The sequence below is a fragment of the Gilliamella sp. ESL0405 genome (genome assembly GCF_019469205.1).
Taxonomy (GTDB): domain Bacteria; phylum Pseudomonadota; class Gammaproteobacteria; order Enterobacterales; family Orbaceae; genus Gilliamella.
In genome coordinates, this window is record NZ_CP048265.1 from 1,305,697 (window position 1) to 1,330,520 (window position 24,824).

Consider the following 24,824-nt stretch of genomic DNA (forward strand, 5'->3'; position numbering starts at 1 on the left):
TGTATATAACGCCTTTTTTTAGTTTAATAATAGTAGCGATAGTTAGCAGGAAATTGATAATCTAGATAAGCTAGATATAAACCTACGGCCGCTATTATAAAAATTATCCCAATAATGATATTTAATAAACTGCTAGAGTATTTAAACTTTCGTAGACATGCCGAAACTATCCCACCGAGAATAAATCCGGTTACGGCACCGCCAATATGCGCCATATTATCGATAGACGGTAGCAAGCCGATTGCGGCGGTAAGCACTAAACTGACAATAATTGATTTTATTGGCAGCTGCTCCATATCAACGTGATTAACAAGTGAAAACGCCAGGAAAGCCGTAATAATACCTAAAATCGCTCCCGATGCCCCACAGCTAATCACAACCACATTTATTGTGGTAATATCACTGGCTAAACTGCCATAAAGTCCGGACAGAAAATAGATACCTAAAAAAGCAAAAGGTGGGATGACTCTTTCTAAAATGCTGCCGACACTCCATAAGGCAAGCATATTCATCGCTAAGTGGGTAACGCTAATATGTACAAAAAGGTTGGTAAACATGCGCCAATATTGACCGGAGAAAGTCAATTGCGCAACATCCGCCCCCCAATCAATCAAAAACGCGTTATCATGAGTGGTAAGTCCTCGACTATCAAGCATTCGGGAGATAATAAAATAGGCAACATTTATTACCACAAGTGAGCTAGTAATTTTGGTTTGTTTGGCTAAAAAAAGTGTCTGTTTTAATAAACTCATAACGAAATAATCCTTTCAGATAAATCAGTAGAATAAAGCGATATCATTGTCAGTCAATAAACGGTTAATTTAGCGGTTTACCAAAAATGACTAAATCACGTGAAACACCGTCAAGTTCGGCAACATTTGGCAATAATCCCCATTGTTGATAGTGCATTTTTTTAAATAAATTGACACTGGCGGTGTTGTGTCCAAAAACAAAGCTAAGAATAGTGTTTATGCCTGCTTGCTGAGCAAATGCTTCAATCTTTGCCACCATTATTTGTCCGATTTTTTTACCTCTAAAATCCTGATGAAGATAGAGGCTGATCTCAACAGTTTTATCATAAGCCGGCCGACCATAAAATGATGACAAACTCACCCAGCCACAAGGTTGGTTGTGATATTTGATTAGCCAAAGGGGGCGATGTTGAGGATTGTGCTGGTTAAACCAATCGAGCCGACTTTCAACAGTAACCGGATTGATATCAGCCGTTACCGAACGACTGGCAATGGTTGAATTATACACATCAACAATAAAGGCTAAATCATCTAAAGTGGCATCACAGTATGTAATCATAATGAATCTAAAATTTGGACAGTGTGATTTATTGTAATTTGATTATCACAGGCAAGCAACCGAGAATATAAAGCAATCTACTTGCCGAATTTGTCTGATTGGCTTTAACAACTTTAGGTAAGTGATATTGAGTGTATTAAACGCCCGGGACAAATCTCGTTACTCGACCCAAAGCCATAAACTTGCATTGAAATATCAATTGTTATTTTAAAAACGGTTTTATACTGAAACATGGGTATTTTCTGAAAGTTCTTTACAAGCTATTTTGGGGAGATTAAGTGTTAATCTGATTTTCTAAATGCCTGTATCTGTTTCAAAGTAACGCTAAGGATAGGGTATTTAATCCGACAGAAATGGTTTTAAGCACATCATTGATTCATCTTTTAAAAAACGTTTTTACTAAAACATAGGTATTTTCTGAAAGTTTTTGACAAGCAATTTTGGGGAAATTAAGTGTTAATCTGATTTTCTAAATGCCTATATCTGTTTCAAAGTAACGCTAAGGATAGGGTATTTAATCTGGCAGAAATGGTTTTAGGCACATCATTGATTCATCTTTTTAAAAACGTTTTTTACTAAAACATAGGTATTTTCTGAAAGTTTTTGACAAGCTATTTTGATACGATTAAGTATTAATCTGATTTTCTAAATGCCTGTATCTGTTTCAAAGTAACGCTAAGGATAGGGTATTTAATCTGGCAGAAATGGTTTTAAGCACAACGTTGATTTATTTTTTTATATAAGCATTTATACTGAAATATAGGTATTTTCTGAAAGTTTTTGACAAACTATTTTGGGGAGATTAAATGTTAATCTGATTTATCTAATTGTTTGTATCTGTTTCAAAGTAACGCTAAGGATAGGGTATTTAATCTGGCAGAAATGGTTTTAAGCACATCATTGATTTATTTTTTTATATAAGCTTTTATACTGAAACATGGGTATTTTCTGAAAGTTTTTGACAAACTATTTTGGGGAGATTAAATGTTAATCTGATTTATCTAATTGTTTGTATCTGTTTCAAACTAACGTTAGGGGTAGGGTATTAAATCTGGCAGAAATGGTTTTAAGCACATCATTGATTCATCTTTTTAAAAACGTTTTTTACTAAAACATAGGTGTTTTCTGAAACTTCTTGTCAAGTCATTTAAGTCAATTTCGTTTTGATTTGTTATACAGCTTGTTGAGTAACGGTATTATTGTCTTACTCACGTTGTTAGGGTAATTGGATAATCACTCGCCCACGGGTTATGTCGCTGATGTTTTTTTGTAGTATTGCGGTTTTATCTTCAGTGATTGCCAACCTAACATTGACGCCTTGTGCATCAAAATCTTGATTTTCAATAATCGCATCAAGCTCTTTAAGTCGATTTTCAATGATAGGCCATTCACTGTAATAGCAGTGAAATTCGACCGGTATGCGTGTGATAAGCTCAATCAGTTCGGCTTGTTGTAAACAGTGGCTGGCACTACCGCCATAGGCTCGTATCAAGCCACCGGTACCCAGTTTTATACCACCAAAATAACGGGTAACCACCACCACGACTTGATCACAATCTTGCCCTTCAATGGCCGATAAAATAGGGCGCCCGGCGGTGCTGGTCGGTTCACCGTCATCATTAAAGCGATACTGTTGCCCAATCTTCCACGCCCAGCAGTTGTGGGTGGCATTTGGATCACTGATTTGGTCAATAAACTCTCCGGCTTGCTGGGGATTTACCACCGGCGCCGCATTAACAATAAAGCGGCTTTTTTTGATCTCTTCGATGAATTGGGTCGGTTTTGCTAATGTATATGGCATACTAATTCTGGTAAAATCGATTTATTGCCATAGATCATACTCAGCGAAATAAAAATGTCTATCAATTTAGAACAATTAAAACAATCACAACAACAATTAGCCGGGCAGGTTAAACTAACTGATGAGTTTAGCTCATCGGTGAAATTAATTGGTGGTACCGATGTGGGTTTTGAAGATGACGGTCGAATTACCCGAGCAGCCATTGTGATTTTAACTTACCCGCAATTGGTGCTGGTTGAGCATCATATCGCTCGTATAGAGACGACCTTTCCCTATATTCCCGGCTATCTCTCTTTCCGTGAGTATCCGGCTTTACTTGCCGCCTGGCAACAAGTTGAACATAAACCGGATTTGCTTTTTGTCGACGGTCAAGGCATTGCCCATCCTCGCCGCTTAGGTATCGCCAGCCATCTTGGGTTGTTATTGGATATGCCAACTATCGGTGTAGCTAAAAAGCGTCTTTGCGGTCAATTTCAGCCGATTGCCAAAGTCGCCGGTAATGTCACTGCGTTAATTGATAAACAGGCGCAAATTGGTTGGGTTCTACAAAGCAAAAATAACTGTAATCCGTTATTTATCTCACCCGGTCATCGTGTTAGTTTCGATAGTGCACTCAAATGGGTGAACTTATGTTTACGGGGATATCGCTTACCGGAGCCGACACGCTGGGCGGATGCGGTTGCGTCCAATAAACCTTTATTTAAGAAATTTTGCCATGACAACTGATCAAACAGCATTAAAAAAAGGCGGATTTACCTTTAAGCGCTTTTTTGTCGCCCACGATAACAGCCCAATGAAAGTGACGACCGATAGCTGCTTATTAGGTGCTTGGACGCCACTGGAACCGATGCCCAAAAAGGTGTTGGATATTGGTTGCGGTTGTGGTGTTATTGCGTTAATGCTAGCACAACGTTTAGCAGGTACCGATTGTCAAATCGATGCGATTGATATTGATGAGCAAGCGGTTAAACAGTGCCAGCAAAATAGTTTGCAAGCCGATTTTCAATCGATTAATGCGATGATTGCCGATCTTAATCAGTTTCAATTAAATCAAGCCCATTGTTATGATCTGATTGTGACCAATCCGCCTTATTTTGCCTCAGCCGTTGCCTGCCGAACTACAAGGCGGCAGTTTGCGCGTTATACTGAAACGTTAAGCTTTACAGAGCTTATTGCCTCAGTTAAACGACTGTTGTCGTTAAACGGGCTTTTTTGTTTAGTCCTGCCTTATCACTTAGCCGATCAGTTTAAGATGTTATGTGAGTCAAATCAGCTCTATTTACACCAGCAGATGAATGTTAACTATAGTGCAGATAAAGACTATTCGTTGTCACTAATGGCGTTTGCTTTTGAGCCAACGCACAATGTCTTAACCCAGCAACTTTGTATGCGTGATGTTGACGGGTGTTACTCAAAAGCGTTCAGAGCGCTATTAACTGACTTTTATCTGTTCAGAAAATAACGCCATTTACTGATATTAACTTGGCAGGATATAAAAATAGATGATAGCAATGATTGCCAGTGTAATGATTGCTATCGCATAAAGTTTATCATGCAGATAGCTAAATGCAGGTAAGTTTCGCTGTTTGCGGGCATAAAGATAAAAAACCAGCCCCACACTATATAAAATCATCGATAACAGTAAATAGGACATGCCACCTGCATAAATCAGCCAAAATCCGTAGATAGATCCGGCTGAGCCAATCAATATCAGATAAGCTTTACCACGATTTAAAGCGAGTTTAAACACAAACAGCGCCGCTAATAAATAGGGGATAAGTACCATTGATGTCGATAACTGAATCAAGGTGTTGTAACCGGATTGATGAAAGTGCGCCAGAATAATTAAAATGGTAACCAAACATGTGGTTAACCATAACGCATTGGCCGGGGTGCCGTTTTTATTAAGTTTACCAAAGCATTTTGGTACGGTATGCTTTTCACCTTGTCCGGTGAGAAAGAGCATTTCAGCCGCTAACATCAGCCATGATAATAAGCCGCCACTGACTGAAACAATCAAACCCAGATTAATAAAGGTCGCGCCCCAACTGCCGACGACTCGCTCAATCACTAACGCCATAGACGGGTTTTTCATTTCGGCAAGTTCATTTTGTGGCACAACGCCCAACGATAAGACCGAAACACAAACCAATAACAGACTGGTGATGGCAAAGCCAAAAAATGTTGCTCGACTAATGCTGATCATATTTTTGGCTCGAGCAGCATAGACGGTCGCACTTTCAATACCTAAATAGACCCAAACCGTGTAAAGCATGGTGTGCTCGATCTGCTCGATGATTGTGCCAAGCTGTGGTGAGCCCCAAAAATCGATCTTAAAGGTATTTACCTTAAATGCCAAAATGACACAAATAATAAATAGCCCAATGGGGATGATTTTAGCCAGAGTGACTAAACAGTTAAGTAAAAATGCCCGATAGATGCCTTTTAAGACAAAAAAATGGACTATCCATAAAAAAATCAGTCCGGCAATTACTGACGGCAAGGTCGTTCCGTCGCCAAAATAATTAAAACAATCAAACGAGCCTATCGCACTAAAAAGAATCACTAAATAGCTGGCACAGGCCATCCATGCTGATATCCAGTATCCCCATGCAGCATTAAAGCCGATGTAATCGCCAAAGCCTTCACGTACATAGCCGTATAAACCGTCGTTAATTTTATAAAAACGGATTGAGAGATATTGAAATATTCTCGTTAGCATTAACATGCCAAATAGGGTAATGACCCATGCAATTAAAATAGCGCCGGCGCCAGCGCCTTCAGCCATATTTTGCGGTAAACTAAAAATCCCGCTGCCAACAATACTACCTACCACCAAAAGGGTAAGCGGTAGGATGCCGAGTTTTTTTCTTACTGGTGTATTCATTGTGTTTTCTTTTTGGTCAATTAAATTGAAATAGGCTCGTATAATTATTGTTTCTCGTCTAACTATTATTTTTCGTTTAACTATGGTTTAGAATCGTAATGACATACAACTTACACCACCGTCAATTTTACGGTATTCCGATGTATCGACTTCAAGAACGATATAACCTAATGCTTCAATTTTTGCTTTAGTTATCGGGTAACCTGAAGGCATAATGACCCGCCCATTAACCCATATACAGTTGGCGGCATAACTTTCTTGTTCCGGTATGGTAATAATATTAAGATGTTGAAATTCCGGTTTAGTAATAAACTCGCCGGCAGCAAGTAAGTTATTGTTTTCAAGGTAAGCAAGGCCGGTTTTTAGATGTAGCACTTTTTCTAAAGTGACAACCGAACCACTTAAGCCATATTTTTGCAAAATTGCGATCATTTGATCTGCACCTTCTTGATTAGTGCGGGCAGATAAACCAATGTAGTAATGATCACCAACCATCATAATATCACCAGCTTCAACCGTTCCCGGTGCGGTAATGCGTTCTACTTTATTTGGGTAGAATCGTTCAATCGTGTCGATCATAATTTCAGTCTCTTCACGGCGGCTAGGTGCGCCGGGGCGAGTGATAATTGCGCAATGCGGTGTGCACAGCGTGACATCTTCGACAAACACTGAATCGGGGAAGCGCTCATCGGCGGGTAAAATGGTAATATCAACATCACATTGCTGTAAGGCTCGAATATAGTTGTTATGTTGATCTAAGGCTTTTTGATAATCGGGCTTACCTAAATTTGCTGAAGTTAATCCGTCAACCAATGATTTAGCAGGTGTTCGGGCAATAATATGACTAAATTTTTTCATCTATTTACATTCCTTTCTGTATAAATAATTATGCTTAGATTTTGCATAATAATTCAGTTTATTGGCTTAATCAAGCATTAATATGCTTTTTTATGCATTTATATTGTGATGCGGGGATTGCGTATGTATGATTTGGAGTCAGCGATAAAGTGATGAATATCTTTTGAAAAAAGAAAAGGAAAGGGCAATATGTTAATGAACTGTTAAAAAATGGTAGTAATTTCGTTAGTTATGAGTAAAGCCTTATCCATGGCTTTTATGCTGATTTTGGTGGTGCGAGGGCGATAGCTTCACCCCCGTTTAGTCGGTTATTCACCATGAAAGTCGATGAGAGTAAAACAGTTAATACCTAAATCGGTTAATTTTGTTTTACCATGCAGATCCGGTAAATTAATCACAAAAGCCGCATCCTGAGCAATGCCACCTGCTTTTTCAATCAGTTTGGCGGTTGCGGCAACAGTACCACCGGTTGCTAGCAGATCATCAATGATTAATACTCGTTCGTTAGGTTTGATAGCATCGCAATGCATTTCGAGGGTATCAGTGCCGTATTCCAGTTGGTACGCTTCGCTAAATACGTGACGCGGTAACTTATGCGGTTTTCTAACTGGTACAAATCCTACGCCTAATGCTAAGGCGATAGGGGCGGCAAAGATAAATCCACGGGCTTCGGTGCCGACAACTTTATCGATTTTTTTATCTCGATAGTGGTCAATCAGTAATTCAACAGCGGTTTTAAATGCAATAGGGTCTTCAAGTAAGCTGGTAATATCACGAAATAAAATCCCTGGTTTAGGATAATCGGGAATAGTGATGATGCTGTTTCTGATAAGTTCAAGTTTTTCTTGTAACTGAGTCATATTCAAGATTCTCTATATGTTCTCTATAAGAGTTGCTAATTTTTTATTATATACCTTTGCTCTTTAAGCTGGCAATAAACAAAAAATGACATGTTGGTTAAATAAGGCAATTGCTGTTATATTAACCTGTAAATTTTAAAGGAATTCTATTCCTCAATCCTGTTTAAAGGTCTATTTTCAAACTCGTAATTGTTTTTACATACTTTTACATATAAATACATGCATTAGACATTTTGATTGGCAAAAGTTGGATAATTAAATAAACTTTTCACAAAGGGATGAAACAATGAAAATGATTAAACTAATAACTGCTGTAGGATTTACCCTATTGAGCTTTATGAGTCAGGCTACCGATTTGGTTAAACCTCGAATTCAAGTTCAGTCTGAACTTGCTCAGCCAATTATTCTGGAAAATGGTGAAGAAAAGAATTATCTGAGAATATCGTTAATTGGTGAAAAAAATGAACCGACTGGACGTGTACCTATCAATTTGGCAATTGTTATTGATCGTTCAGGCTCGATGTCAGGCGAACGTATCAAAAAAGCGAAAGAAGCCGCTATTTTAGCTGTCAATATGTTAAATGAGGACGATACTTTATCAATTATTGCTTATAATACTAATGCTGAAGTTATTCTGTCTTCGACCAAAGTCAAAAATAAACAAAAAATAATAAGTTTAATTGAAAAAAATCTGGTTGCAAATGGCGGTACAGCCTTATTTGCTGGTGTAAGTAAAGGGATAAATCAGGTTTCTAAACAACTTTCACGGGATAATGTTAACCGTATCATCCTCCTTTCGGACGGACAAGCTAATATAGGGCCATCTTCTGTATCGGAATTATCCGAATTGGCGATTGTGGCGGCTAAAAAGAATATTGCCATTAGTACTTTTGGTATTGGCGATGACTATAATGAACAACTGATGTCTTCAATTGCCAGTTACAGCGACGGTAATCATGTATTTGTTGATGATACTTCCAAACTTGAAAATGTATTTGTTCGGGAATTTAAAGATGTCATGTCCACTGTAGCGCAAGATATTGTTATTACCATTAATCTTAAAGATGGCACAAAACCTGTTCGTTTAATGGGTCGAGATGGTATCATTAAAGGTAATAAAGTGATTATTAAAATGAACCAGCTATATGCAAATCAAGAAAGGTATGTATTATTAGAAGTTATTCCACCAAAAGGAAAAGCTGGCGAAAATAAAACTTTAGCAAATATCGAATTTTCGTATAATGACTTACTTAATAAGAAAGTAGAAAAAGAAAATCAGACCGTCAATATTGCTTATACCAATAAGCAAGATGTGGTAGATAAAGCGGTTGATCCAAATATTATTGCTGAAAGTGAAATACAAAAAGTTATTCTGGCAAATGACGAAGCGGTGGCACTGTATAATCAAGGAAAAGCGGAAGAAGCTAAATCACTATTAACTGTTTCTGCAGAGAAGCTTTCAGAAGAATCAATGCGATACATGGGTATCGCTCCCGAAGCTAGCGAAAAGATGAAAGCACAAATGGGTATTAATCAGGCTTTAGCTGATGCAATCGAAAAGGATGATGCAAAAGTTGCTCGTAAGAAAATGGTCGAAAAACAATTTCAATCGAGACAAAATAAAATCGAAAAATAACTTATGAAAAAATTAACAGCGATCCTATCTCTTTGTATATTTATTATGGCTTTTAGCTATCTTGGTTGGCGCACGCTAGAACACGAAGTAATAAAACGCGAAAATCAGGAGAAGTTGTTAGCACAAAGCCGTGCAGAAAATATAAAGTCTTTAATTGGATCGCTGTTAACCCAGCGATCGACCTATTTTAATAGTCTGTCTGATATATTATTATATGATGAATCAAATATAGATAAATTGTTACAAATCCAAACTGATGTAAAAAATATTTTTGTGATTGACCATGGTGTTATTAAATATTTAAGCAATGATACAGATAAACAATGGTCTCAATTAGTTGAATCTATTGGATATGATAACTCGATTTTATTTAACCATAATACTCAAAATGAACAGCACCGTTCGAGCACAGGTTGGTATCAAGCCTATAATTACCTAGTTTATTGGTCAATCCAGTCAGATACCATTATCGGTTTTGAACTTTCTAATATTAAATTATCATTAGATGTGATCAATCTGTTAGATGAAAAGGCAATGAACGATAGCTTTAATTTATCTAATGATGAAAAGCAGATTTATAATAACGGGGAAAAGTACCCTAATGAAATTGTGATCTCATTAGATTATCCGTTACAAAATTGGCAATTAACTTATTATTATCAATCAGCAAATTTAACCAATATCTATATTTTTGGTGTCAGTGTTATTGTTTTATTTATTCTGATAATTTTAGGACTTGCTCTCTATTGTTATCGCGAATATACCCAAACATTACGTTTGGCAAAACAACAAGTTAGCTTTGTCGGGCAAGTGTCTCACGAATTTAAAACACCATTAACCAATATCTCTCTCTATTCTGAAATGCTCAAAGAGCGATTAATTGATGAAGCCCAACCGGTACCGGATTATTTGGATGTGATCACCAGTGAAAGTAATCGGCTGACAAGATTAGTACAAAATGTGCTCAATTTTAATAAGCCAGCTAAACTCAATATTAAACCCGTCAATATCACTCAACTTGTAAAGCAAATTTATTTCACCTTTAGGCCGGTTTTGGAAACCAAGTCTTTAGAACTGAATTTAATTTGTGATGTTCATTATGATTTTATGATGAATACGGATCAAGACAGCGTGATACAGATCATCAGCAACTTTTTAAGTAACGCTGAGAAATATGCTTCAAATGGCCAAAAAGTTGATTTAATTCTGACTGAACAAAATCACAAAGCCATTATTACCGTTCGAGATTATGGTAATGGTATTGCTAATAATCAATTAAAAAAGATTTTTAAGCCTTTTTATCGAATTAACTCTTCAATTACCGAAGGCGTTTCGGGCACTGGTATTGGTTTAACTATTGCAAATCAATTAGCCCAACAGCTCAATGGTAGTATCAAAGTGACTAATGAGAAACCAGGCGTTGCGTTTTCATTAATCTTAATGGAGTCAAAATGAAAATTTTAATTGTCGAAGATGATCAATATATCCGAAAGGGGATGACCGATCTTTTAGAGCAGGAAGGCTACACCGTTATTGAGGCTTCCAATGGTACAATCGCTCTTGAGCTATTTAGTAAAAACCCGCCCGATTTTGTTATTTTAGATATTATGATGCCGGACTTAGACGGTTACTCTGTTTGCCGTGAGATTCGCAAAGCTAATGATGATGTCCCCATTTTATTTTTATCGGCCAAAGATGAAGAGATTGATCGGGTGATTGGTCTAGAATTGGGTGCCGATGATTACATGAGTAAGCCTTTTGGTATCCACGAACTCAGAGCAAGAATCAAAGCCATTGCCAAACGCTATCTTAAATCTCAACTCTCTTCTAATCAAACATCCAGCCCATTTTTTATTTTTGGTGATTTATGGGTTTACCCAACCGAACTTTGTGCCAAACGAAATGATCAAGTTATTGAGCTTTCATTGCGTGAAGTAAAAATCTTAGAGTGCTTATATCAACATAAAAATCAGGTTGTCACTCGCGATATGTTGTTTGATTATGTATGGGGCTATGATTATTCACCCAATAGCCGAACGTTAGATCAACATATTTCTAAGTTACGTAAGCAAATAGAAATCGATCCACTCAATCCAACTTTAATCAAAACCGCACATGGACTGGGTTATCGATACTAGGCGATAACGGTTTTGATCGGATTAGATTTGTCACGCTTTTTAAGCGTTGCGGTTCGTTGCTGTTCGTTACTGTAGTCTGCTGGCTTTAAACTATCATCTGTAATAGATCCAGCCGAATACGGGTGGTATTGATTAAATAGTTTATCTGGTATTTTAGATGTGTTCAAGATTGGCATTTCGCAAATGGGCGAAATACATTTAAACCATTAATCGTGTCAATTTTTTCTTAAAAGCGTCACTTTCGCTGCTGTGCTGTTTTTAGTTCTATTCATTTGTTTTTATAACCCTATAACTTGTTTGATGTTTTATCAATACTATTGGAGTAAGACTAAAATGAATTATTACGATTTTTTAATTATTGCAGTGAAATTATTTGTCGTGTTTATCTGTATCATTTTATTTCTTAAAATCACCGGTAAAACATCGTTATCTCAAATGTCCAGCATTGATTTTATCGGTAATATGATTTTGGGTGGTATTGCTGGCGGCATCATCTACAACCCTAAATTAACCATATTTGATTTTTTGGTTGTGCTACTGATGTGGACAACGATTATGTATGTTTCCAACTATTTAAAAAAGAAAAGTCAAAATGCCAAAGCCTTTATTGTCGGTAATCCCATAGTATTAATGGATAAAGGCAAAATTAAATTAAATGAATTTGCGGCGGTCAATTTAGACATGTCGAGTTTTGCCGTTTTATTAAGGATGAAAAACATATTTACCATACACGAAGTTGAAAAGGCGATTTTAGAGCCTAATGGGCAACTGTCGGTCATTAAAAAAGGCGATAAAGGGATAGCATCAATCGTGCTGGAAAACGAAGAGCCGTTAGATGATGTACTTAAAGATTTAGGAAAAGATGAAGATTGGCTAAAAGCAAAATTAGCTGAGCAAGGTTATCACAGTTATGAAGGGCTATACTGTGTTGAATACTATAATGGGCATCTATTTATAATTCCTAGCGATGCGGTTAATTAATCAATCATAGTAATTGCAAAAAATTTTGATAAACCTTAAGTCGCTTTAACTGAGCACCTTAAGGTTAGATTTCATGATTGGTACAAAGGCGAATGATTTAATGACCTTGCAATAAAACTACTCACCGACATAGTGTTATTAAGTTTAGCCTGTAATGCCAAAGCATGATCTTTTGATTGGCATTGACTAAAAACACATGCGCCTGTGCCGGTTAGTCGGGTAGGGGCAAATTGTGAAAGGTAATGGATTAACTCATCAATGTTGGGATAACGTTGACGTACCACTTTTTCACAATCATTACTGAGTTTATCAAAGGGTATTGAAAGAAGCTCATCAATCGTTCGACAAGGTGTATCACGAGTCAGCTTAGGATCGTTGAATACCTCTATCGTTGACACTTCAATATTTGGGTAACTGACTAAATACCAATGTTCGGCAATATCAACACGTTGGAACTGATCGCCAATTCCTTCGGCAAAAGCGGCATGTCCATAAATAAAAATCGGTACATCAGCGCCAATTTGACCCCCGATTTCCATTAATGTTTGTGTTGATAGATTAAGTTGCCATAAATGATTTAATGCAACTAGCACGGTGGCTGCATTGGATGATGCACCGCCAAGGCCGCCACCCATTGGTATTTTTTTATCAATACTTATCTCGACACCTAATTCCTGCCGATTGCTATAATTTTTTAATCGCTGTGCGGCAATGGTAATTAAATTTTTATCGGCAGGGACGTGATCAAATGGTGTTAATAATTTGATCTCATCACATGCCGTAACGTTAAATGTTAAGCTGTCGCAATAATCAATAAATTGAAACAGCGTTTGTAAATTATGGTAATTATCAGCACGACGACCAGTGATATATAAAAATAAATTCAATTTAGCAGGTGACAACCAGTGTTTCATTAGGTTTATCCGTTATTGTAAAGTCCAGTTGCTGATTTTTAGGCGAACAAGATCATCTTTATGGGTAAGTTCAATTGTTGCCGGTAAATCAATCTTTTTGTTGTGATAGGTATAGGTATCATAATTGGTAATTTTAAGCGCCCATTTATTATTGTTTTGCATAAATGAAGTGGCGGCTAATCTACCCAAATTATCTAATTTATCGGCATTTGGATCATCAGAATAACCTTTCAACCAATTGTGTAATGACTCAAGCGGAATGTTCACGTTGGTCACTCTTCTCATTAAACTTTCAACGTTTCTATCATCATAACGTCCACCGTCACTATCAGTCAGTTGAGCATAATCAGGCTCGGCTCTGAGCGTTAAAATATTGGTACCAATCGGTGTGGTTAATCTAATTTCGTAACGATTAGGTGATTGTTGTGTGATTAAGAAACGTCCATAGCTGCGGTTTTTTTCGCCGATATGGGCTATGCTACCTTTAACTTGAAAAGCGGTAATTTGTTTAAGTTCTTGTTGATGCATCTGCCATTGTTGCTGTGATGATGCCGTAGTTTGATATTTGGTCGTTTGACAAGCTGTAATTAGCAATGGCAAGCTTATAACAAGCACATATTTTATTTTATTAAACATAAGTCAGCTCTTTAGTTAGTTTAGGCTAGGGTAGGATGATTATAACTGATAAATGAGCGAATAAGAAAATCTAACTGTAAATTAACCTTTATATTTTTTTTATGTATAATACCAACCCAAAGAACGCTTAATAAAATAATTATTTCTAATAAAAAATTTAAAATAAGAAGCATTGCAATGTCAATTACAATATTAGGTGTTAATCATAAAACAGCGCCACTAGCTTTAAGGGAAAAATTGGCTTTTCCTAATGAATTAGTCGAACAAGCGTTATCTAGTCTTTACCAACATCCTTTAGTGGAAGGCTGTGTTATTTTATCGACTTGTAACCGAACTGAAATCTACTTAAGTTATGCGCATCAAACTGACTATTTACGGCTTAAACAGTCTGTTGAAAACTGGTTAGCGCAATTTCATCATTTTGATATCAGCCATTATCGAGATTCATTTTATTGGCATGAAGGGCAACAAGCCGTTGAACATTTAATGTCAGTTGCCTGTGGTATCGATTCGATGATTATTGGTGAGCCGCAGATTTTAGGTCAGGTTAAGCAAGCTTATCACTATTCGCAGCAACAAAATTGCTTATCGGTCAAATTAACTAAACTGTTTCAATCGATATTTCATGTTGCCAAAATTGTGCGTAGTCAAACCAATATTGGAGCCAATACCGCATCGGTTGCTTATGCTGCCTGTTTAGTTGCTCGCCAGTTATTTACTGATACCTCAAGCTTAAATATTATGCTGGTTGGAGCAGGGGAAACTATTGAGCTTATTGCCCGTTATTTAAAACCTCATAACTTCAATCATATCATTGTTGCTAATCGCACGGTTGAAAATGCATTAAAACTCACCACAATTGTTGATGCTGAGATGATTGCTTTATCGGATATTGCAGCTCGGCTAAGCGAGGTTGATATTGTTATTAGTTCGACAGCGAGCTTATCACCTATTATTAGTCAAACAATGGTTAAACAAGCATTACAGGCTCGAGATTATCGGCAGATGCTATTTATCGATTTGGCGGTGCCTCGTGATATAGAAGCGACAGTCAATCAACTCAAACCTATCCATCTTTATACTATTGATGATTTGCAACAAACGGTTGAGAATAATCTTGAACAACGTGCAATTGCCGCTCAAGAAGCCCACGCTATTATTCAACAGCAAGCGGAGGTTTTTCTTGAATGGTTAAAAGCCAGAGAAGCGGTTGATTATATCGTACAGTATCGACGTAATGCCGAAAATATTAAGCGAGAGTTAGAACTCAAGGCTCGTAACGCTATCAAACAGGGTGCGAATATCGATGAGGTATTTGCCGAATTTTCGCATCGATTAACCAATAAACTGATTCATGCGCCAACTCAAACGTTATTACACGCAGCTGCGCATGATTGTGATGATTGTTTTAAAGTACTCAGTAAAGCTTTAGGGTTAAAGGCGCATTAAGCATCTATACAGCACCCTAAAAGGATATGGTAAAAATTGGATCAGATTGAGTTTTTTGATATTCAAAGCCCTTGTAAGCGTGTTTGTGAGACCGATAAGCAAGGCTATTGTTTAACCTGCTATCGATCAAGAGCAGAGCGTTTTAACTGGTTAAAGCTATCTAATAGTCAAAAACAAGACGTGTTACGTTTATGCAAACAGCGAGCATTAAGGCGTCGCTATTTGCTGATACAGCAACAACGCCAGCAACAATCCACATCTACGACGCCACAAATGGAGCTGAACTTTTAAACTGTTATCATCCTGCTAAACTCATCTTGTAATCCTATTAAACTCGGAGTAGGATTTTGTTATCCGTATGTGTTTTTTCACTTGGTGAATTGGGATTAAATTATGAAAATGTGTATTGCCTGCGGTATGCCAATGACATCAATCGGCGATTATCCTTTACACGATATCTCCAAAAATTATTGTAAACATTGCGCTCATCAAGACGGGACGATGAAAACGTTTGATGAAAAATGGCAGGAAGTCACATTACGTTATGCAAAAGAGCACAATATTATTTATCCGGTGGCAAAACAGACCGCTTATGTCATTCTTAAAAAATTACCGGCATGGAAACGCAAATGGTAGCTGAAATTTTAGGCAACCAGAAGGCTTAACGATAATATCTGTTGCAGATATCGCAAAGCTTAGTATAATGCCAACGTTTACTTATTTACACTTCTTAATGCCAGTGTGGCGAAATTGGTAGACGCAGCGGATTCAAAATCCGCCGCCCTTAAAAGCGTGTCGGTTCGAGTCCGACCACTGGCACCAATAAAAACAATAATTTTCCTAATAATTTCATTTTTATAAAATCATCAAAAAAAATTAATGGCGGTTGATTTTATTTATTGTATGCAAAAAAGCTCGTAATCGAGTTTTTTGTTCAATGAGATTTAATATTCCACATCGAAGCGATATATAAAAAATCTTGTAGTAGAGTTGTACGGATTAGTTGGCAAGTCTTCGTATTCATTTGCTATTAATTCAACAATATCAGTGCCACGAATTTTTGCGTTATTAGTAGCAATTATTCTTCTTTTTTTAATTTTTCTTTTAAAAGTTTTAGCCCTGCAAATATTGCTTCTCTCTGAGTGCCGCAAATTGCACCCATTTCCTTTAGTAAAGCGCTCTCATCTTCTGTTAAATACGCGCCCGGAAAGCGAGGACGTCCGGCATTTCTTGCTCTGTATGCTTGTTCATTTTTGCGTTGTCTTTCTCTATTCATAATTTAACTCGGAATTTTTATCGATATAGCAATCGTCACCGACTTTTGATTGAAAGCGGTACACATTAATTTTTTTACTGTTACATGTCATTAATAACAAATGTTTATTATCAAAATTTTCATTATATAATTGCCAAAATGCGATTTTGGCAATTTCAAAATTAGTTGTATTTGTTCGTGTGTCGAGTAATACCTCACTTCCGCCACGGCGTTGTTTTAACACATAAACTCTATATGTTTTTAAATTCTCAGGTGCTGCCATTCTCTACTCTCACATCATTGTATAATTTAGTCGTGCTACGATATTTGTGTCCCAGCAATAATTGTGTATTAACTCCCTGTTCTTGGTATGATCACTCTGCTAGTGAGCGTATTTCAAAAAACTGGGTGGGTTATCGTCTTCCTAATATTTAACGGTTAAGATTGTATCACGTAATTGACAAAAATCACGATTAAGCCCCCATAAAAAACAGATTGACCGTTCTTATCTTAGCGGGATGTTTAATGCATTGTTGAGGCAGGGGGAGTGGGATCGCCCTAATCACCACTTAAACATCAAATAAACCGATGTAATAAATTATCTCTCTTTTATCGAACCGCCAAACAACGTACTTCTTAATAATTAAACCTAATAGCAAATACTCAGTTTTTACACCCCAATCTTAAGTACTTATCTCAAAAGCGAATAGGGAGTAATTGTTAAATATTCTTTAGATTTAATAAAATTTTATCCAAAATAAAGACTGGAAGAATGATTGAAATTGGTTACCTGTCAGGAAGATTTTAATGCCTCTACCACCAATTTGAAAACGTTTGAGTGACCTTTACGGCTTGGGTAGTAAATATAAAAAGGTTCATAGGTTATGGCAAATTTGGGTAAAAGTTCGATTAAGGTTCCATTAGCGAGTTCTTCTTCAACTTCAAGGCGGCCGATCCACGTGATGCCTAGCGCATCTAAGGCTGCTTGTTTGCGTATATGATTATTGGTGGTGAATTGAGAGGTTGGCTGATAATTGACGATTTTACCATTTTAGATAAATTCCCAGGTTAATTCGCTGGCATGCTGGGCTGAGATTCTTAATCCGATTAGCTGGTGTTGATCTAAATCGCTTATTTTTTCCGGTAATGTTTTATTTTTGAGGTAACTCGGGCTTGCTACCAGTGCCATTTTTAATGGATCAGAGATTTTTACTGCTATCATCTCTTTAGGCAGATCATTGCCGATCCGACACCCCATATCATATCCTTGTTTAACAATATCCGCCCAATTATTATCAGATTGAATTTCAATTTTAACTTGTGGATAACGTTTTAATATATGGCGCAGTTTGGGGTAAAGAATTGTTTGCGTTGCCAGACTGGACGCATTAATTTTAATTGTTCCCGAAGGTGTACTTAGAAAGTCAGATAAGGCGTTAACTTCGTTATTAATGGAATGAAATAATGGGGCGATTTGCTTATAGAGTTGATCACCTGCTTCGGTTAACGACATGCTTCTTGTTGTTCGATTAAATAAACGAAGATTTAAACGACTTTCAAGACTCTGCATACTATGGGAGAGGGCGGAGGAAGAGACGCCTAGGGATTTTGCCGCTTTGACAAAGCTCCCGGCTTTGGCGATTGTGATAAAGTAATTTAACTCATTAAAGTTATACATATGCAGTATATTGATGAATATTATTCATGATACTATAAATCAATCACTTATTTATCTCAATCAATATTGTGATTACAATGATTTTATCAGCTAAGGGCTATGTGCCGATCGCAAAATAGGTCTTTAGATCATCAAGTCGCAGTTAAAGAGAGGATATTATGGATTATGTAAAACTAGGCAATACCGATATTAAAGTTTCACGTTTTTGTTTGGGTTGCATGAGTTTTGGCGATCCAGCCAGTAAAATGCACGCTTGGACGCTCAATCCGGATGAGAGTGAAACAATTATTAAGCATGCACTTGATTTAGGCATTAATTTTTTTGATACCGCAAATACCTACTCGGCCGGCACCAGTGAAGAATATGTAGGTCGAGCAATTAAGAGAAATATTCAGCGAGATAAGGTGGTTTTAGCCACTAAAGTCTATTTTAATGAAGGTCATTTATCTAAGGGCGCGATTGAAAAAGAGATTGAAGGCTCGTTAAAAAGACTAGGTACCGATTATATTGATTTGTATATTATTCACCGTTTTGACTATAGTACGCCAATTGAAGAGACCATGGAAGCATTGCACAAGCTGGTTAAAGCCGGGAAAGTAAGAGCTTTAGGCGCATCCGCTATGTATGGCTATCAATTTTTTAATCTGCAACTTGCCGCTGAAAAAAACGGCTGGACCAAGTTTGTGTCGATGCAAAATCACTATAATTTATTATATCGTGAAGACGAGCGTGAATTGATTCCGATTTGTAAACAATTTAATGTTTCATTAACGCCGTATAGTCCTTTAGCTGCGGGTAGGTTGGCACGCTCGCAATGGCATACCGATACGTTACGTAGCCAAACAGATCAAACCGCTATCGCCAAATATGACGGAATGGAGAGCGCCGATATAAAAATTGTGCAAAGAGTGCAGGAACTTGCCGAAAAACATCATGTCACTATGACGCAAATTGCTTTAGCATGGCAATTTGCCAAAGGAGTGACGTCACCAATTGTTGGTGCCACAAAAACACAATATCTTGATGATGCTGTCGGAGCTTTGTCGGTATCATTATCCGATGACGAGATAACCTATCTTGAAGAGCTTTATGTAGCGCATCCAATTGTCGGCGCACTTTAATTTTTTGTTTTAGATTTGTGATTTACTGACAAATATCAAGGTGATATTTGTCAGTAAGGGAAGTTTTAACTTCTTCCCGCTTGCAAATATTTTTGCATCTCTTCACTTGGTACCATTCCACCGCCGGTTGCCCAAACAAGGTGGGTTGCATTTTGCAACTGTTCAGCGGTAAATTGCATACGCTCTAAGTATGGCGCATCGCTTGTTACCACAATTGGCCCTAACATTCCGGCCAGTGCTGAAGGTTCAAGTTGAATATGTTCAGTTTTATCAAGTAATGCCAATAGATCATACATGTCCTGATCTGACAGCGTATAATAGCCGTCTAACAGACGTTCCATCGCTCTACCGACAAATCCTGAAGCTCGTCCAACTGCTAAGCCGTCCGCTGCTGTAAGATTATCAATGCCGATATCTTGTACCGCGATTTCATCGTGCAGACCGGTATAGACACCTAATAGCATACAAGGCGAGTGGGTTGGTTCGGCAAAAATACAATGAACATTATCACCAAATGCCATTTTTAGCCCAAAAGCAACACCGCCCGGTCCACCCCCAACGCCACAAGGCAGATAGACAAATAACGGATGCTGTTTATCGACTTTAATACCCATATGATCGAACTGTTGTTTTAATCGTTCTCCGGCAACCGAATAGCCTAAAAATAGTGTTGTTGAATTTTCATCATCAATAAAGAAACATTTAGGATCGGATTGTGCCGCTTTTCGCCCTTGTTCAACAGCTACGCCATAATCTTGTTCATATTCGACAACGTTAACCCCGTGTGAACGTAATTTCTGTTTTTTCCATTCACGGGCATCGGCTGACATATGAACACTGACTTTAAACCCTAATTTGGCACTCATAATACCAATAGATAAGCCAAGATTACCGGTTGAACCGACTGCAATACTGTATTGACTAAAAAACTGTTTGAAATCATCAGAGAACAACTTGCTATAGTCATCGTTTTTAGTGAGTAAACCATTTTCAATTGCCAATTTTTCAGCATGGGTTAACACTTCATAAATGCCCCCTCGTGCTTTAATCGACCCCGAAATAGGTAAATGGCTGTCTTTCTTTAAAAATAGCTGACCGGCAAAATTGGTTTTATAACGCTCTTCCATTGCTTTTTTCATATTGGCAATTTCAACAACTGGCGATTCAATAATCCCTTGTGTTGCTGCAGTTTCCGGAAACGCTAAAGCAAGATATGGTGCAAAGCGTTTTAGCCGTTCGCTGGCATCGGTAATATCCGTTTGATCAAGCCCGACGTAAGGAAGGGCAATGTCCAATGTGGTTATATTGGGATTGAACCAACTGCATGGTTGAAGTTTGATCAGTTTATCTACTAGTGGTTTATCATTAACTAGTGCTTTCGTATCGATTTGACTCATATACGCTCCTTGTTGTTGAATCATTAAATAAAATTAGATAACACGAAAGTGCCTATTAGTGCAACAATTGATGCAATAAAGGTGGCTGTTGTGTAATACTTGAAAATTTCGCTCATTGTTGCTCCGCAATATTGTTTGACGAGCCAAAATAGTGAGTCAGTGACAATCGTACAACCAATGGCGCCAGATCCAATAGCTAATGTGATAATCTCCGGACTGATACCGGGATACATCGCCATCATTGGCGAAACAATAGCCGTTGCCCCCATCATGGCAACTGTCGCTGAGCCTACAGCGGCATGTAAGATAATGGCGACTAACCAGGCTAATAAAATAGGGTGCATATCCAGATGTGATAAGATGCCCGCTAAACTATCACTTAATCCACTGGCTTTTAAGATACCATTAAATGCGCCGCCAGCCCCAATAATTAACAGAATATTGGCAATAGATGAAAAACAATCTTCTGTTTTTGTCAATAATGTTGCCATGCTCATATGGCGCTTAATACCTAGAATATAATAGGCGACAAATGCAGCAATAAACATAGCGGTAATTGGATTACCGATAAATTCAAGTATGGAGTAGACGGTGCTGGTTTTGTCCATATTTAATTCAGCAGTGGTTTTAATCAACATTAGAATAATAGGCAGTAACACGGTAAACAGGGTTGCGCCTAATGAAGGTAACTCCTCTTCAGTTCGCACTTTTAAATCGGAAAATTGTTCCGGTACAGCTTTGAAGGGAATTTTATTTTTAATCATTCGTAAAAAAATCGGCCCGCCCGCTAATGACGCAATTAATCCGATAATTAAACCATAAATAATCACACTACCAATATCGGCGCCTAATGCATTGGTGACATATAATGCAGCAGGGTGTGGTGGTACAATGCAGTGCACTGCCATTAACGCAGTACATAAAGGGATGGCTAACAATAATAACGAGGTTTTGGTTTTTTTAGCTATTGAGAATGCTAACGGGATAAGTAATACAACCCCAACCTCAACAAATAGAGTGATACCACAGATCAAGCCGACTAACACCATAATGACATCAGGGGATAACCAACGGCATTTTTGTAGGGTGATCCCAATGCGCTCTGCGGCACCGGAAATCTCCATCATTTTACCTAAAATTGTTCCTAAACCGATGACGGCAGCTAAAAAACCCAGCGTGCCACCGATGCCATCTTGAATCGATGATATCATTGTTAGTGGTTTCATTCCCATTAAAGCACCCACATAAAAACTGGATAATAATAAAGCTAAAAAAGGATGAAGTTTACATTTGACGATACTAATTACAATTAACAAAATACTTGTTACTAAAACACCTAAAACCCAAAATTGTGAATCCATCATGTTTTCCTTGTATAGTAAAGAGTGAGTGAGTATTAGATTTTAAGCATCCCAAACTGACAAATGATTAATAATCACGTTAGCATGAACTAGTTTCAGTTAAAGATGTGATTTGTATCATGAAATTAATAATTTGTGATCAATTGGATATGTTTTCAGCAATATTTATAGTTTAATAACGGAATTTTTCAGAAAGGAGAGAGTAATGTTTGATGATGATCGCATTTTTACAACTAATCGATTGGTTTCACGTTATCAATTAGCAAAGTTTCACACTTTTGAAGCAGCCGCGCGTTACTGTTCTTTTATTCAAGCAGCTGATGAGTTATGTATTAGTCCGAGTGCTGTTAGTCATCAAATTAATAAGCTGGAGGAGGAGTTAGGATTTAAACTGTTTATTCGGTCACATCGGCGTATTAAATTAACCAATGACGGTGAAAATCTATTTAATATTCTAAAAAAATCTTTGGCTCAGTTAAATAAAGAGATTTTAGAAATCAAAAGTCAGGAGTTAGCCGGCCAATTAACGATTTATGCCAGACCGACTTTTGCTCAAGGTTGGCTGGTGCCTAGAATCTCAGAATTCATTACCAAACACCCGTATATCACGGTCAATATTTTAACAGGTAATGAAATGATTAATTTTAACCAGCATCGCATTGATCTGGCGATCTATTATGATGATTTAGAACATAAGGATTTAAATTGTTACCATTTAATGCATGAATCGATTACCCCTGTTTGTAGTGCAAAGTATGCAGAGAGATATAATTTAAATGATCACTTTGATAACCTTAAACACTGTTTTTTATTACACGATTATCAAGCATGGGGTTATGATTCAAACTTTGATGAATGGGAGACATGGCAGCGACAATTTAATCTAAATTATGATTTTTATTCAATTCCGATGATGTTATTTGACCGTTCTGATTTGGCGTTAACCGCAGCTATGAATCATACCGGTATTGCAATGGGGCGGCATCATATCATTAAAAAATACATTGAGTCGGGTGAATTGATTATCCCGTTCCCGGATATGGTTGCAACTTGCAAACAGCGTTACTATATTATTACCGGAAGTAACCAGCGTAATCCTAAAATAAGGGCTTTTATTAAATGGGTGAAAGAGAGTATGAATCGAATTAATTAGATTTTACATGCAGGTTAGACGGTTATTTAGGACAGATTTATCAATAGTGCGATAAAATAGCGTTATTATTTGTAATCTCCCTTCAATAACACCACGCCTTACTTGATTAAAAACTTATTTAATTTTTGTTTGACTTTATACCTTTTTGTTATTATTAATGAATCGCTTTGATGTTTCTGTTTCACTTAAGCATAAACATCAGAGCAATTTAATTTTTAATCAATATATATTCTTTATTAGAATAACTATATAATTTTTCTGTATTATCACGTTTTATCATACCTATCTATAATGTTATTACGATAAGTAATACACATTTTCCTAAATGAGTTTAACGATTCATTTAATCAATAGAATAAAAAGGAGTAATAATGAAAAAATATCTCTATTTGCCATTGTTTATGATGTTAGGACTGTCTTTGATTGGTTGTGATCGTAAATCAGAATCGGAGCAAGCCAATAGCGCTGACAAAAAAGAAATCGTGGTAGGTTTGCCACCAAGTATGCATAACATTTTAATGGAAAAAGTCGTTAAACCGGAACTGGAAAAAAAGGGCTACACAGTTAAATTAGTTAATTTTAGTTCATTAAGAGATGCTAATACGGCGCTGGTTGAAGGAAGTATTGATATGAATGCCGCTCAGCATCAAGCTTATCTTGATGTCTACAATAAAGAGACAAATAATGATTTGGTTTCGTTAGTTCACATTCCTTCTATATCCGCAGCACTGTTTTCCCAAACACATCGTTCTGTCAATGAGATAGCCCCTAATCAAACAATTGCTATTCCTAATGATCCTTCTAATACTGCTCGGGCACTGTTATTACTGCAAGAGTTAAATTGGATCAAACTTAAGCCAAATACCCCAACCGGTACCGCCAGTCTGAATGATATTGCCGAAAATAAATACAATTTGCAGTTTAAACTTTTATTATCTGAAATTATTCCTCGTACCTTGGGTGAAGTGGATTATGCAATTATGCCGGGCGGTGTAGCATGGCTTAGCAAAGTGCCGGCTGATAATGTATTAGTTCAGGAAAAATTATCACCTAATCTGGAATTAATGGTGGTTGTTAAAAAAGAGAATCTCAATACCCAATGGGCAAAAGATGTTAAACAACTTTATCAATCTGAAGCACTAAGAAAGTTTATCAATGAAGATCCCGAAGCCAAAGGGCGTTTTATTTGGCCTCAAGGTTAATTCATTATTACGTTGCTGAGTTTAACATATCCTAATTAGACAATTAGGATATTTTTTCTATCCGATTATCTTTACCCAGTAGATTGAAAAAACGCTTAGCTAATTTAAAACCGATTAAATGATTTTTTAAAATAAGTTGAAATGACTAAAAAAGTTTTAATAAAGGTTTTAATTTGGCTGGCTGTT

The 24,824-nt window shown here is 37.1% G+C and carries 24 protein-coding genes, 1 tRNA gene and 1 pseudogene; 13 read left to right on the plus strand and 13 right to left on the minus strand.

Translation table 11 applies throughout. The annotated features are described in order from the left end of the window. Nucleotides 1–23: 23 nt before the first annotated feature. From GYM74_RS05740 to GYM74_RS05750, 3 genes are all read right to left on the minus strand, one after another. Entirely contained in the window at nt 24–752 is a 729-nt protein-coding gene (locus GYM74_RS05740; RefSeq protein WP_220219528.1) for a rhomboid family intramembrane serine protease, read from the minus strand. Nucleotides 753–816: 64 nt separating this feature from the next. Then, nucleotides 817–1,314 (minus strand): N-acetyltransferase family protein, encoded by a 498-nt coding sequence (locus GYM74_RS05745; protein WP_370634054.1) that lies wholly within the window; start codon nt 1,312–1,314, stop codon nt 817–819. Between the two features lie 1,213 nt (nt 1,315–2,527). Continuing rightward, entirely contained in the window at nt 2,528–3,112 is a 585-nt protein-coding gene (locus tag GYM74_RS05750; protein ID WP_220219530.1) for a YigZ family protein, read from the minus strand. Nucleotides 3,113–3,166: 54 nt separating this feature from the next. Here GYM74_RS05750 and nfi point away from each other — a divergent pair, with 54 nt between their 5' ends. Both nfi and GYM74_RS05760 read left to right on the plus strand, forming a co-directional pair. Beyond that, nucleotides 3,167–3,838, plus strand: a complete 672-nt coding sequence (nfi, locus tag GYM74_RS05755; RefSeq protein ID WP_255556219.1) for a deoxyribonuclease V — start codon at nt 3,167–3,169, stop codon at nt 3,836–3,838. Then, the gene (locus tag GYM74_RS05760; RefSeq protein ID WP_220219531.1) at nt 3,828–4,574 is read left to right on the plus strand and encodes a tRNA1(Val) (adenine(37)-N6)-methyltransferase; all 747 of its coding nucleotides are present in this window, start codon (nt 3,828–3,830) and stop codon (nt 4,572–4,574) included. Before nfi ends, GYM74_RS05760 begins: the two co-directional genes overlap by 11 nt. A 15-nt stretch (nt 4,575–4,589) precedes the next feature. On the opposite strand, the gene GYM74_RS05765 is transcribed toward GYM74_RS05760, so the two are convergent. The 3 genes from GYM74_RS05765 to apt all read right to left on the minus strand — a co-directional run bounded on the left by GYM74_RS05765 (nt 4,590) and on the right by apt (nt 7,717). Further along, a complete protein-coding gene (locus GYM74_RS05765; protein WP_220219532.1) occupies nt 4,590–5,999 on the minus strand; it encodes a basic amino acid/polyamine antiporter in 1,410 nt (469 codons plus the stop codon). Nucleotides 6,000–6,086: 87 nt separating this feature from the next. Beyond that, entirely contained in the window at nt 6,087–6,857 is a 771-nt protein-coding gene (gene ddaH / locus GYM74_RS05770) for a dimethylargininase (RefSeq protein ID WP_220219533.1), read from the minus strand. A gap of 308 nt (nt 6,858–7,165) precedes the next feature. Continuing rightward, on the minus strand, nt 7,166–7,717 hold the full coding sequence (gene apt, locus GYM74_RS05775) for an adenine phosphoribosyltransferase (RefSeq protein WP_220219534.1): 552 nt from the start codon (nt 7,715–7,717) through the stop codon (nt 7,166–7,168). Nucleotides 7,718–8,003: 286 nt separating this feature from the next. Here apt and GYM74_RS05780 point away from each other — a divergent pair, with 286 nt between their 5' ends. From GYM74_RS05780 to GYM74_RS05795, 4 genes are all read left to right on the plus strand, one after another. Then, the gene (locus GYM74_RS05780; RefSeq protein ID WP_220219535.1) at nt 8,004–9,353 is read left to right on the plus strand and encodes a VWA domain-containing protein; all 1,350 of its coding nucleotides are present in this window, start codon (nt 8,004–8,006) and stop codon (nt 9,351–9,353) included. Nucleotides 9,354–9,356: 3 nt separating this feature from the next. Next, nucleotides 9,357–10,808: a cell wall metabolism sensor histidine kinase WalK gene (locus GYM74_RS05785; protein ID WP_220219536.1), complete on the plus strand. Its 1,452-nt coding sequence runs from the start codon at nt 9,357–9,359 to the stop codon at nt 10,806–10,808. Then, nucleotides 10,805–11,491: a response regulator transcription factor gene (locus tag GYM74_RS05790; protein WP_220219537.1), complete on the plus strand. Its 687-nt coding sequence runs from the start codon at nt 10,805–10,807 to the stop codon at nt 11,489–11,491. Before GYM74_RS05785 ends, GYM74_RS05790 begins: the two co-directional genes overlap by 4 nt. 333 nt (nt 11,492–11,824) lie before the next feature. Next, on the plus strand, nt 11,825–12,472 hold the full coding sequence (locus GYM74_RS05795) for a DUF421 domain-containing protein (RefSeq protein ID WP_220219538.1): 648 nt from the start codon (nt 11,825–11,827) through the stop codon (nt 12,470–12,472). 71 nt (nt 12,473–12,543) lie between these two features. On the opposite strand, the gene ispE is transcribed toward GYM74_RS05795, so the two are convergent. Next, nucleotides 12,544–13,386 (minus strand): 4-(cytidine 5'-diphospho)-2-C-methyl-D-erythritol kinase, encoded by an 843-nt coding sequence (gene ispE / locus GYM74_RS05800; RefSeq protein WP_220219539.1) that lies wholly within the window; start codon nt 13,384–13,386, stop codon nt 12,544–12,546. A gap of 12 nt (nt 13,387–13,398) precedes the next feature. After that, nucleotides 13,399–14,022 (minus strand): lipoprotein insertase outer membrane protein LolB, encoded by a 624-nt coding sequence (gene lolB / locus GYM74_RS05805; RefSeq protein WP_220219540.1) that lies wholly within the window; start codon nt 14,020–14,022, stop codon nt 13,399–13,401. A 177-nt stretch (nt 14,023–14,199) separates the two neighbouring features. On the opposite strand from lolB, the gene hemA reads away from it, so the two are divergent. The 4 genes from hemA (at nt 14,200) to GYM74_RS05825 (ending at nt 16,293) form a co-directional block, all read left to right on the plus strand. Continuing rightward, nucleotides 14,200–15,471, plus strand: a complete 1,272-nt coding sequence (gene hemA, locus GYM74_RS05810) for a glutamyl-tRNA reductase (protein ID WP_220219541.1) — start codon at nt 14,200–14,202, stop codon at nt 15,469–15,471. A 36-nt stretch (nt 15,472–15,507) separates the two neighbouring features. After that, nucleotides 15,508–15,762, plus strand: coding sequence for a DUF1289 domain-containing protein (locus GYM74_RS05815; protein ID WP_220219542.1), 255 nt, complete (start codon nt 15,508–15,510; stop codon nt 15,760–15,762). A gap of 102 nt (nt 15,763–15,864) precedes the next feature. Beyond that, on the plus strand, nt 15,865–16,107 hold the full coding sequence (locus GYM74_RS05820; RefSeq protein ID WP_220219543.1) for a zinc ribbon domain-containing protein: 243 nt from the start codon (nt 15,865–15,867) through the stop codon (nt 16,105–16,107). Nucleotides 16,108–16,206: 99 nt separating this feature from the next. After that, nucleotides 16,207–16,293, plus strand: a tRNA-Leu gene (locus tag GYM74_RS05825). A 256-nt stretch (nt 16,294–16,549) separates the two neighbouring features. Here the strand turns inward: GYM74_RS05825 and GYM74_RS05830 are convergent. The 3 genes and pseudogenes from GYM74_RS05830 to GYM74_RS05845 form a co-directional block, all read right to left on the minus strand. Further along, nucleotides 16,550–16,747, minus strand: coding sequence for a hypothetical protein (locus tag GYM74_RS05830; protein WP_220219544.1), 198 nt, complete (start codon nt 16,745–16,747; stop codon nt 16,550–16,552). Further along, entirely contained in the window at nt 16,740–17,009 is a 270-nt protein-coding gene (locus GYM74_RS05835) for a hypothetical protein (RefSeq protein WP_220219545.1), read from the minus strand. Before GYM74_RS05835 ends, GYM74_RS05830 begins: the two co-directional genes overlap by 8 nt. A 510-nt stretch (nt 17,010–17,519) precedes the next feature. Then, nucleotides 17,520–18,404 (minus strand): annotated as a pseudogene (locus tag GYM74_RS05845) (LysR family transcriptional regulator). A gap of 158 nt (nt 18,405–18,562) precedes the next feature. Between GYM74_RS05845 and GYM74_RS05850 the strand changes: the two are divergent. Further along, nucleotides 18,563–19,525: an aldo/keto reductase gene (locus GYM74_RS05850; RefSeq protein ID WP_220219547.1), complete on the plus strand. Its 963-nt coding sequence runs from the start codon at nt 18,563–18,565 to the stop codon at nt 19,523–19,525. A gap of 65 nt (nt 19,526–19,590) precedes the next feature. Here the strand turns inward: GYM74_RS05850 and dsdA are convergent, their stop codons facing one another. Beyond that, entirely contained in the window at nt 19,591–20,922 is a 1,332-nt protein-coding gene (gene dsdA, locus GYM74_RS05855; protein WP_220219548.1) for a D-serine ammonia-lyase, read from the minus strand. A 23-nt stretch (nt 20,923–20,945) separates the two neighbouring features. Continuing rightward, nucleotides 20,946–22,283 (minus strand): D-serine transporter DsdX, encoded by a 1,338-nt coding sequence (gene dsdX / locus GYM74_RS05860; protein ID WP_370634055.1) that lies wholly within the window; start codon nt 22,281–22,283, stop codon nt 20,946–20,948. 205 nt (nt 22,284–22,488) lie between these two features. On the opposite strand from dsdX, the gene dsdC reads away from it, so the two are divergent. After that, the gene (gene dsdC / locus GYM74_RS05865) at nt 22,489–23,436 is read left to right on the plus strand and encodes a DNA-binding transcriptional regulator DsdC (RefSeq protein WP_220219550.1); all 948 of its coding nucleotides are present in this window, start codon (nt 22,489–22,491) and stop codon (nt 23,434–23,436) included. 371 nt (nt 23,437–23,807) lie between these two features. Further along, nucleotides 23,808–24,638 (plus strand): MetQ/NlpA family ABC transporter substrate-binding protein, encoded by an 831-nt coding sequence (locus tag GYM74_RS05870; protein ID WP_220219551.1) that lies wholly within the window; start codon nt 23,808–23,810, stop codon nt 24,636–24,638. The last annotated feature ends 186 nt before the right edge of the window (nt 24,639–24,824 follow it).

Excerpts from the sequence above, each read along its gene's own strand:
- GYM74_RS05740 (WP_220219528.1), bottom strand. The coding sequence starts at position 752 with ATGAGTTTATTAAAACAGACACTTTTTTTAGCCAAACAAACCAAAATT.
- GYM74_RS05750 (WP_220219530.1), bottom strand. The coding sequence starts at position 3,112 with ATGCCATATACATTAGCAAAACCGACCCAATTCATCGAAGAGATCAAA.
- nfi (WP_255556219.1), top strand. The coding sequence starts at position 3,167 with ATGTCTATCAATTTAGAACAATTAAAACAATCACAACAACAATTAGCC.
- GYM74_RS05760 (WP_220219531.1), top strand. The coding sequence starts at position 3,828 with ATGACAACTGATCAAACAGCATTAAAAAAAGGCGGATTTACCTTTAAG.
- GYM74_RS05765 (WP_220219532.1), bottom strand. The coding sequence starts at position 5,999 with ATGAATACACCAGTAAGAAAAAAACTCGGCATCCTACCGCTTACCCTT.
- ddaH (WP_220219533.1), bottom strand. The coding sequence starts at position 6,857 with ATGAAAAAATTTAGTCATATTATTGCCCGAACACCTGCTAAATCATTG.
- apt (WP_220219534.1), bottom strand. The coding sequence starts at position 7,717 with ATGACTCAGTTACAAGAAAAACTTGAACTTATCAGAAACAGCATCATC.
- GYM74_RS05780 (WP_220219535.1), top strand. The coding sequence starts at position 8,004 with ATGAAAATGATTAAACTAATAACTGCTGTAGGATTTACCCTATTGAGC.
- GYM74_RS05785 (WP_220219536.1), top strand. The coding sequence starts at position 9,357 with ATGAAAAAATTAACAGCGATCCTATCTCTTTGTATATTTATTATGGCT.
- GYM74_RS05790 (WP_220219537.1), top strand. The coding sequence starts at position 10,805 with ATGAAAATTTTAATTGTCGAAGATGATCAATATATCCGAAAGGGGATG.
- GYM74_RS05795 (WP_220219538.1), top strand. The coding sequence starts at position 11,825 with ATGAATTATTACGATTTTTTAATTATTGCAGTGAAATTATTTGTCGTG.
- ispE (WP_220219539.1), bottom strand. The coding sequence starts at position 13,386 with ATGAAACACTGGTTGTCACCTGCTAAATTGAATTTATTTTTATATATC.
- lolB (WP_220219540.1), bottom strand. The coding sequence starts at position 14,022 with ATGTTTAATAAAATAAAATATGTGCTTGTTATAAGCTTGCCATTGCTA.
- hemA (WP_220219541.1), top strand. The coding sequence starts at position 14,200 with ATGTCAATTACAATATTAGGTGTTAATCATAAAACAGCGCCACTAGCT.
- GYM74_RS05820 (WP_220219543.1), top strand. The coding sequence starts at position 15,865 with ATGAAAATGTGTATTGCCTGCGGTATGCCAATGACATCAATCGGCGAT.
- GYM74_RS05830 (WP_220219544.1), bottom strand. The coding sequence starts at position 16,747 with ATGAATAGAGAAAGACAACGCAAAAATGAACAAGCATACAGAGCAAGA.
- GYM74_RS05835 (WP_220219545.1), bottom strand. The coding sequence starts at position 17,009 with ATGGCAGCACCTGAGAATTTAAAAACATATAGAGTTTATGTGTTAAAA.
- GYM74_RS05850 (WP_220219547.1), top strand. The coding sequence starts at position 18,563 with ATGGATTATGTAAAACTAGGCAATACCGATATTAAAGTTTCACGTTTT.
- dsdA (WP_220219548.1), bottom strand. The coding sequence starts at position 20,922 with ATGAGTCAAATCGATACGAAAGCACTAGTTAATGATAAACCACTAGTA.
- dsdX (WP_370634055.1), bottom strand. The coding sequence starts at position 22,283 with ATGGATTCACAATTTTGGGTTTTAGGTGTTTTAGTAACAAGTATTTTG.
- dsdC (WP_220219550.1), top strand. The coding sequence starts at position 22,489 with ATGTTTGATGATGATCGCATTTTTACAACTAATCGATTGGTTTCACGT.
- GYM74_RS05870 (WP_220219551.1), top strand. The coding sequence starts at position 23,808 with ATGAAAAAATATCTCTATTTGCCATTGTTTATGATGTTAGGACTGTCT.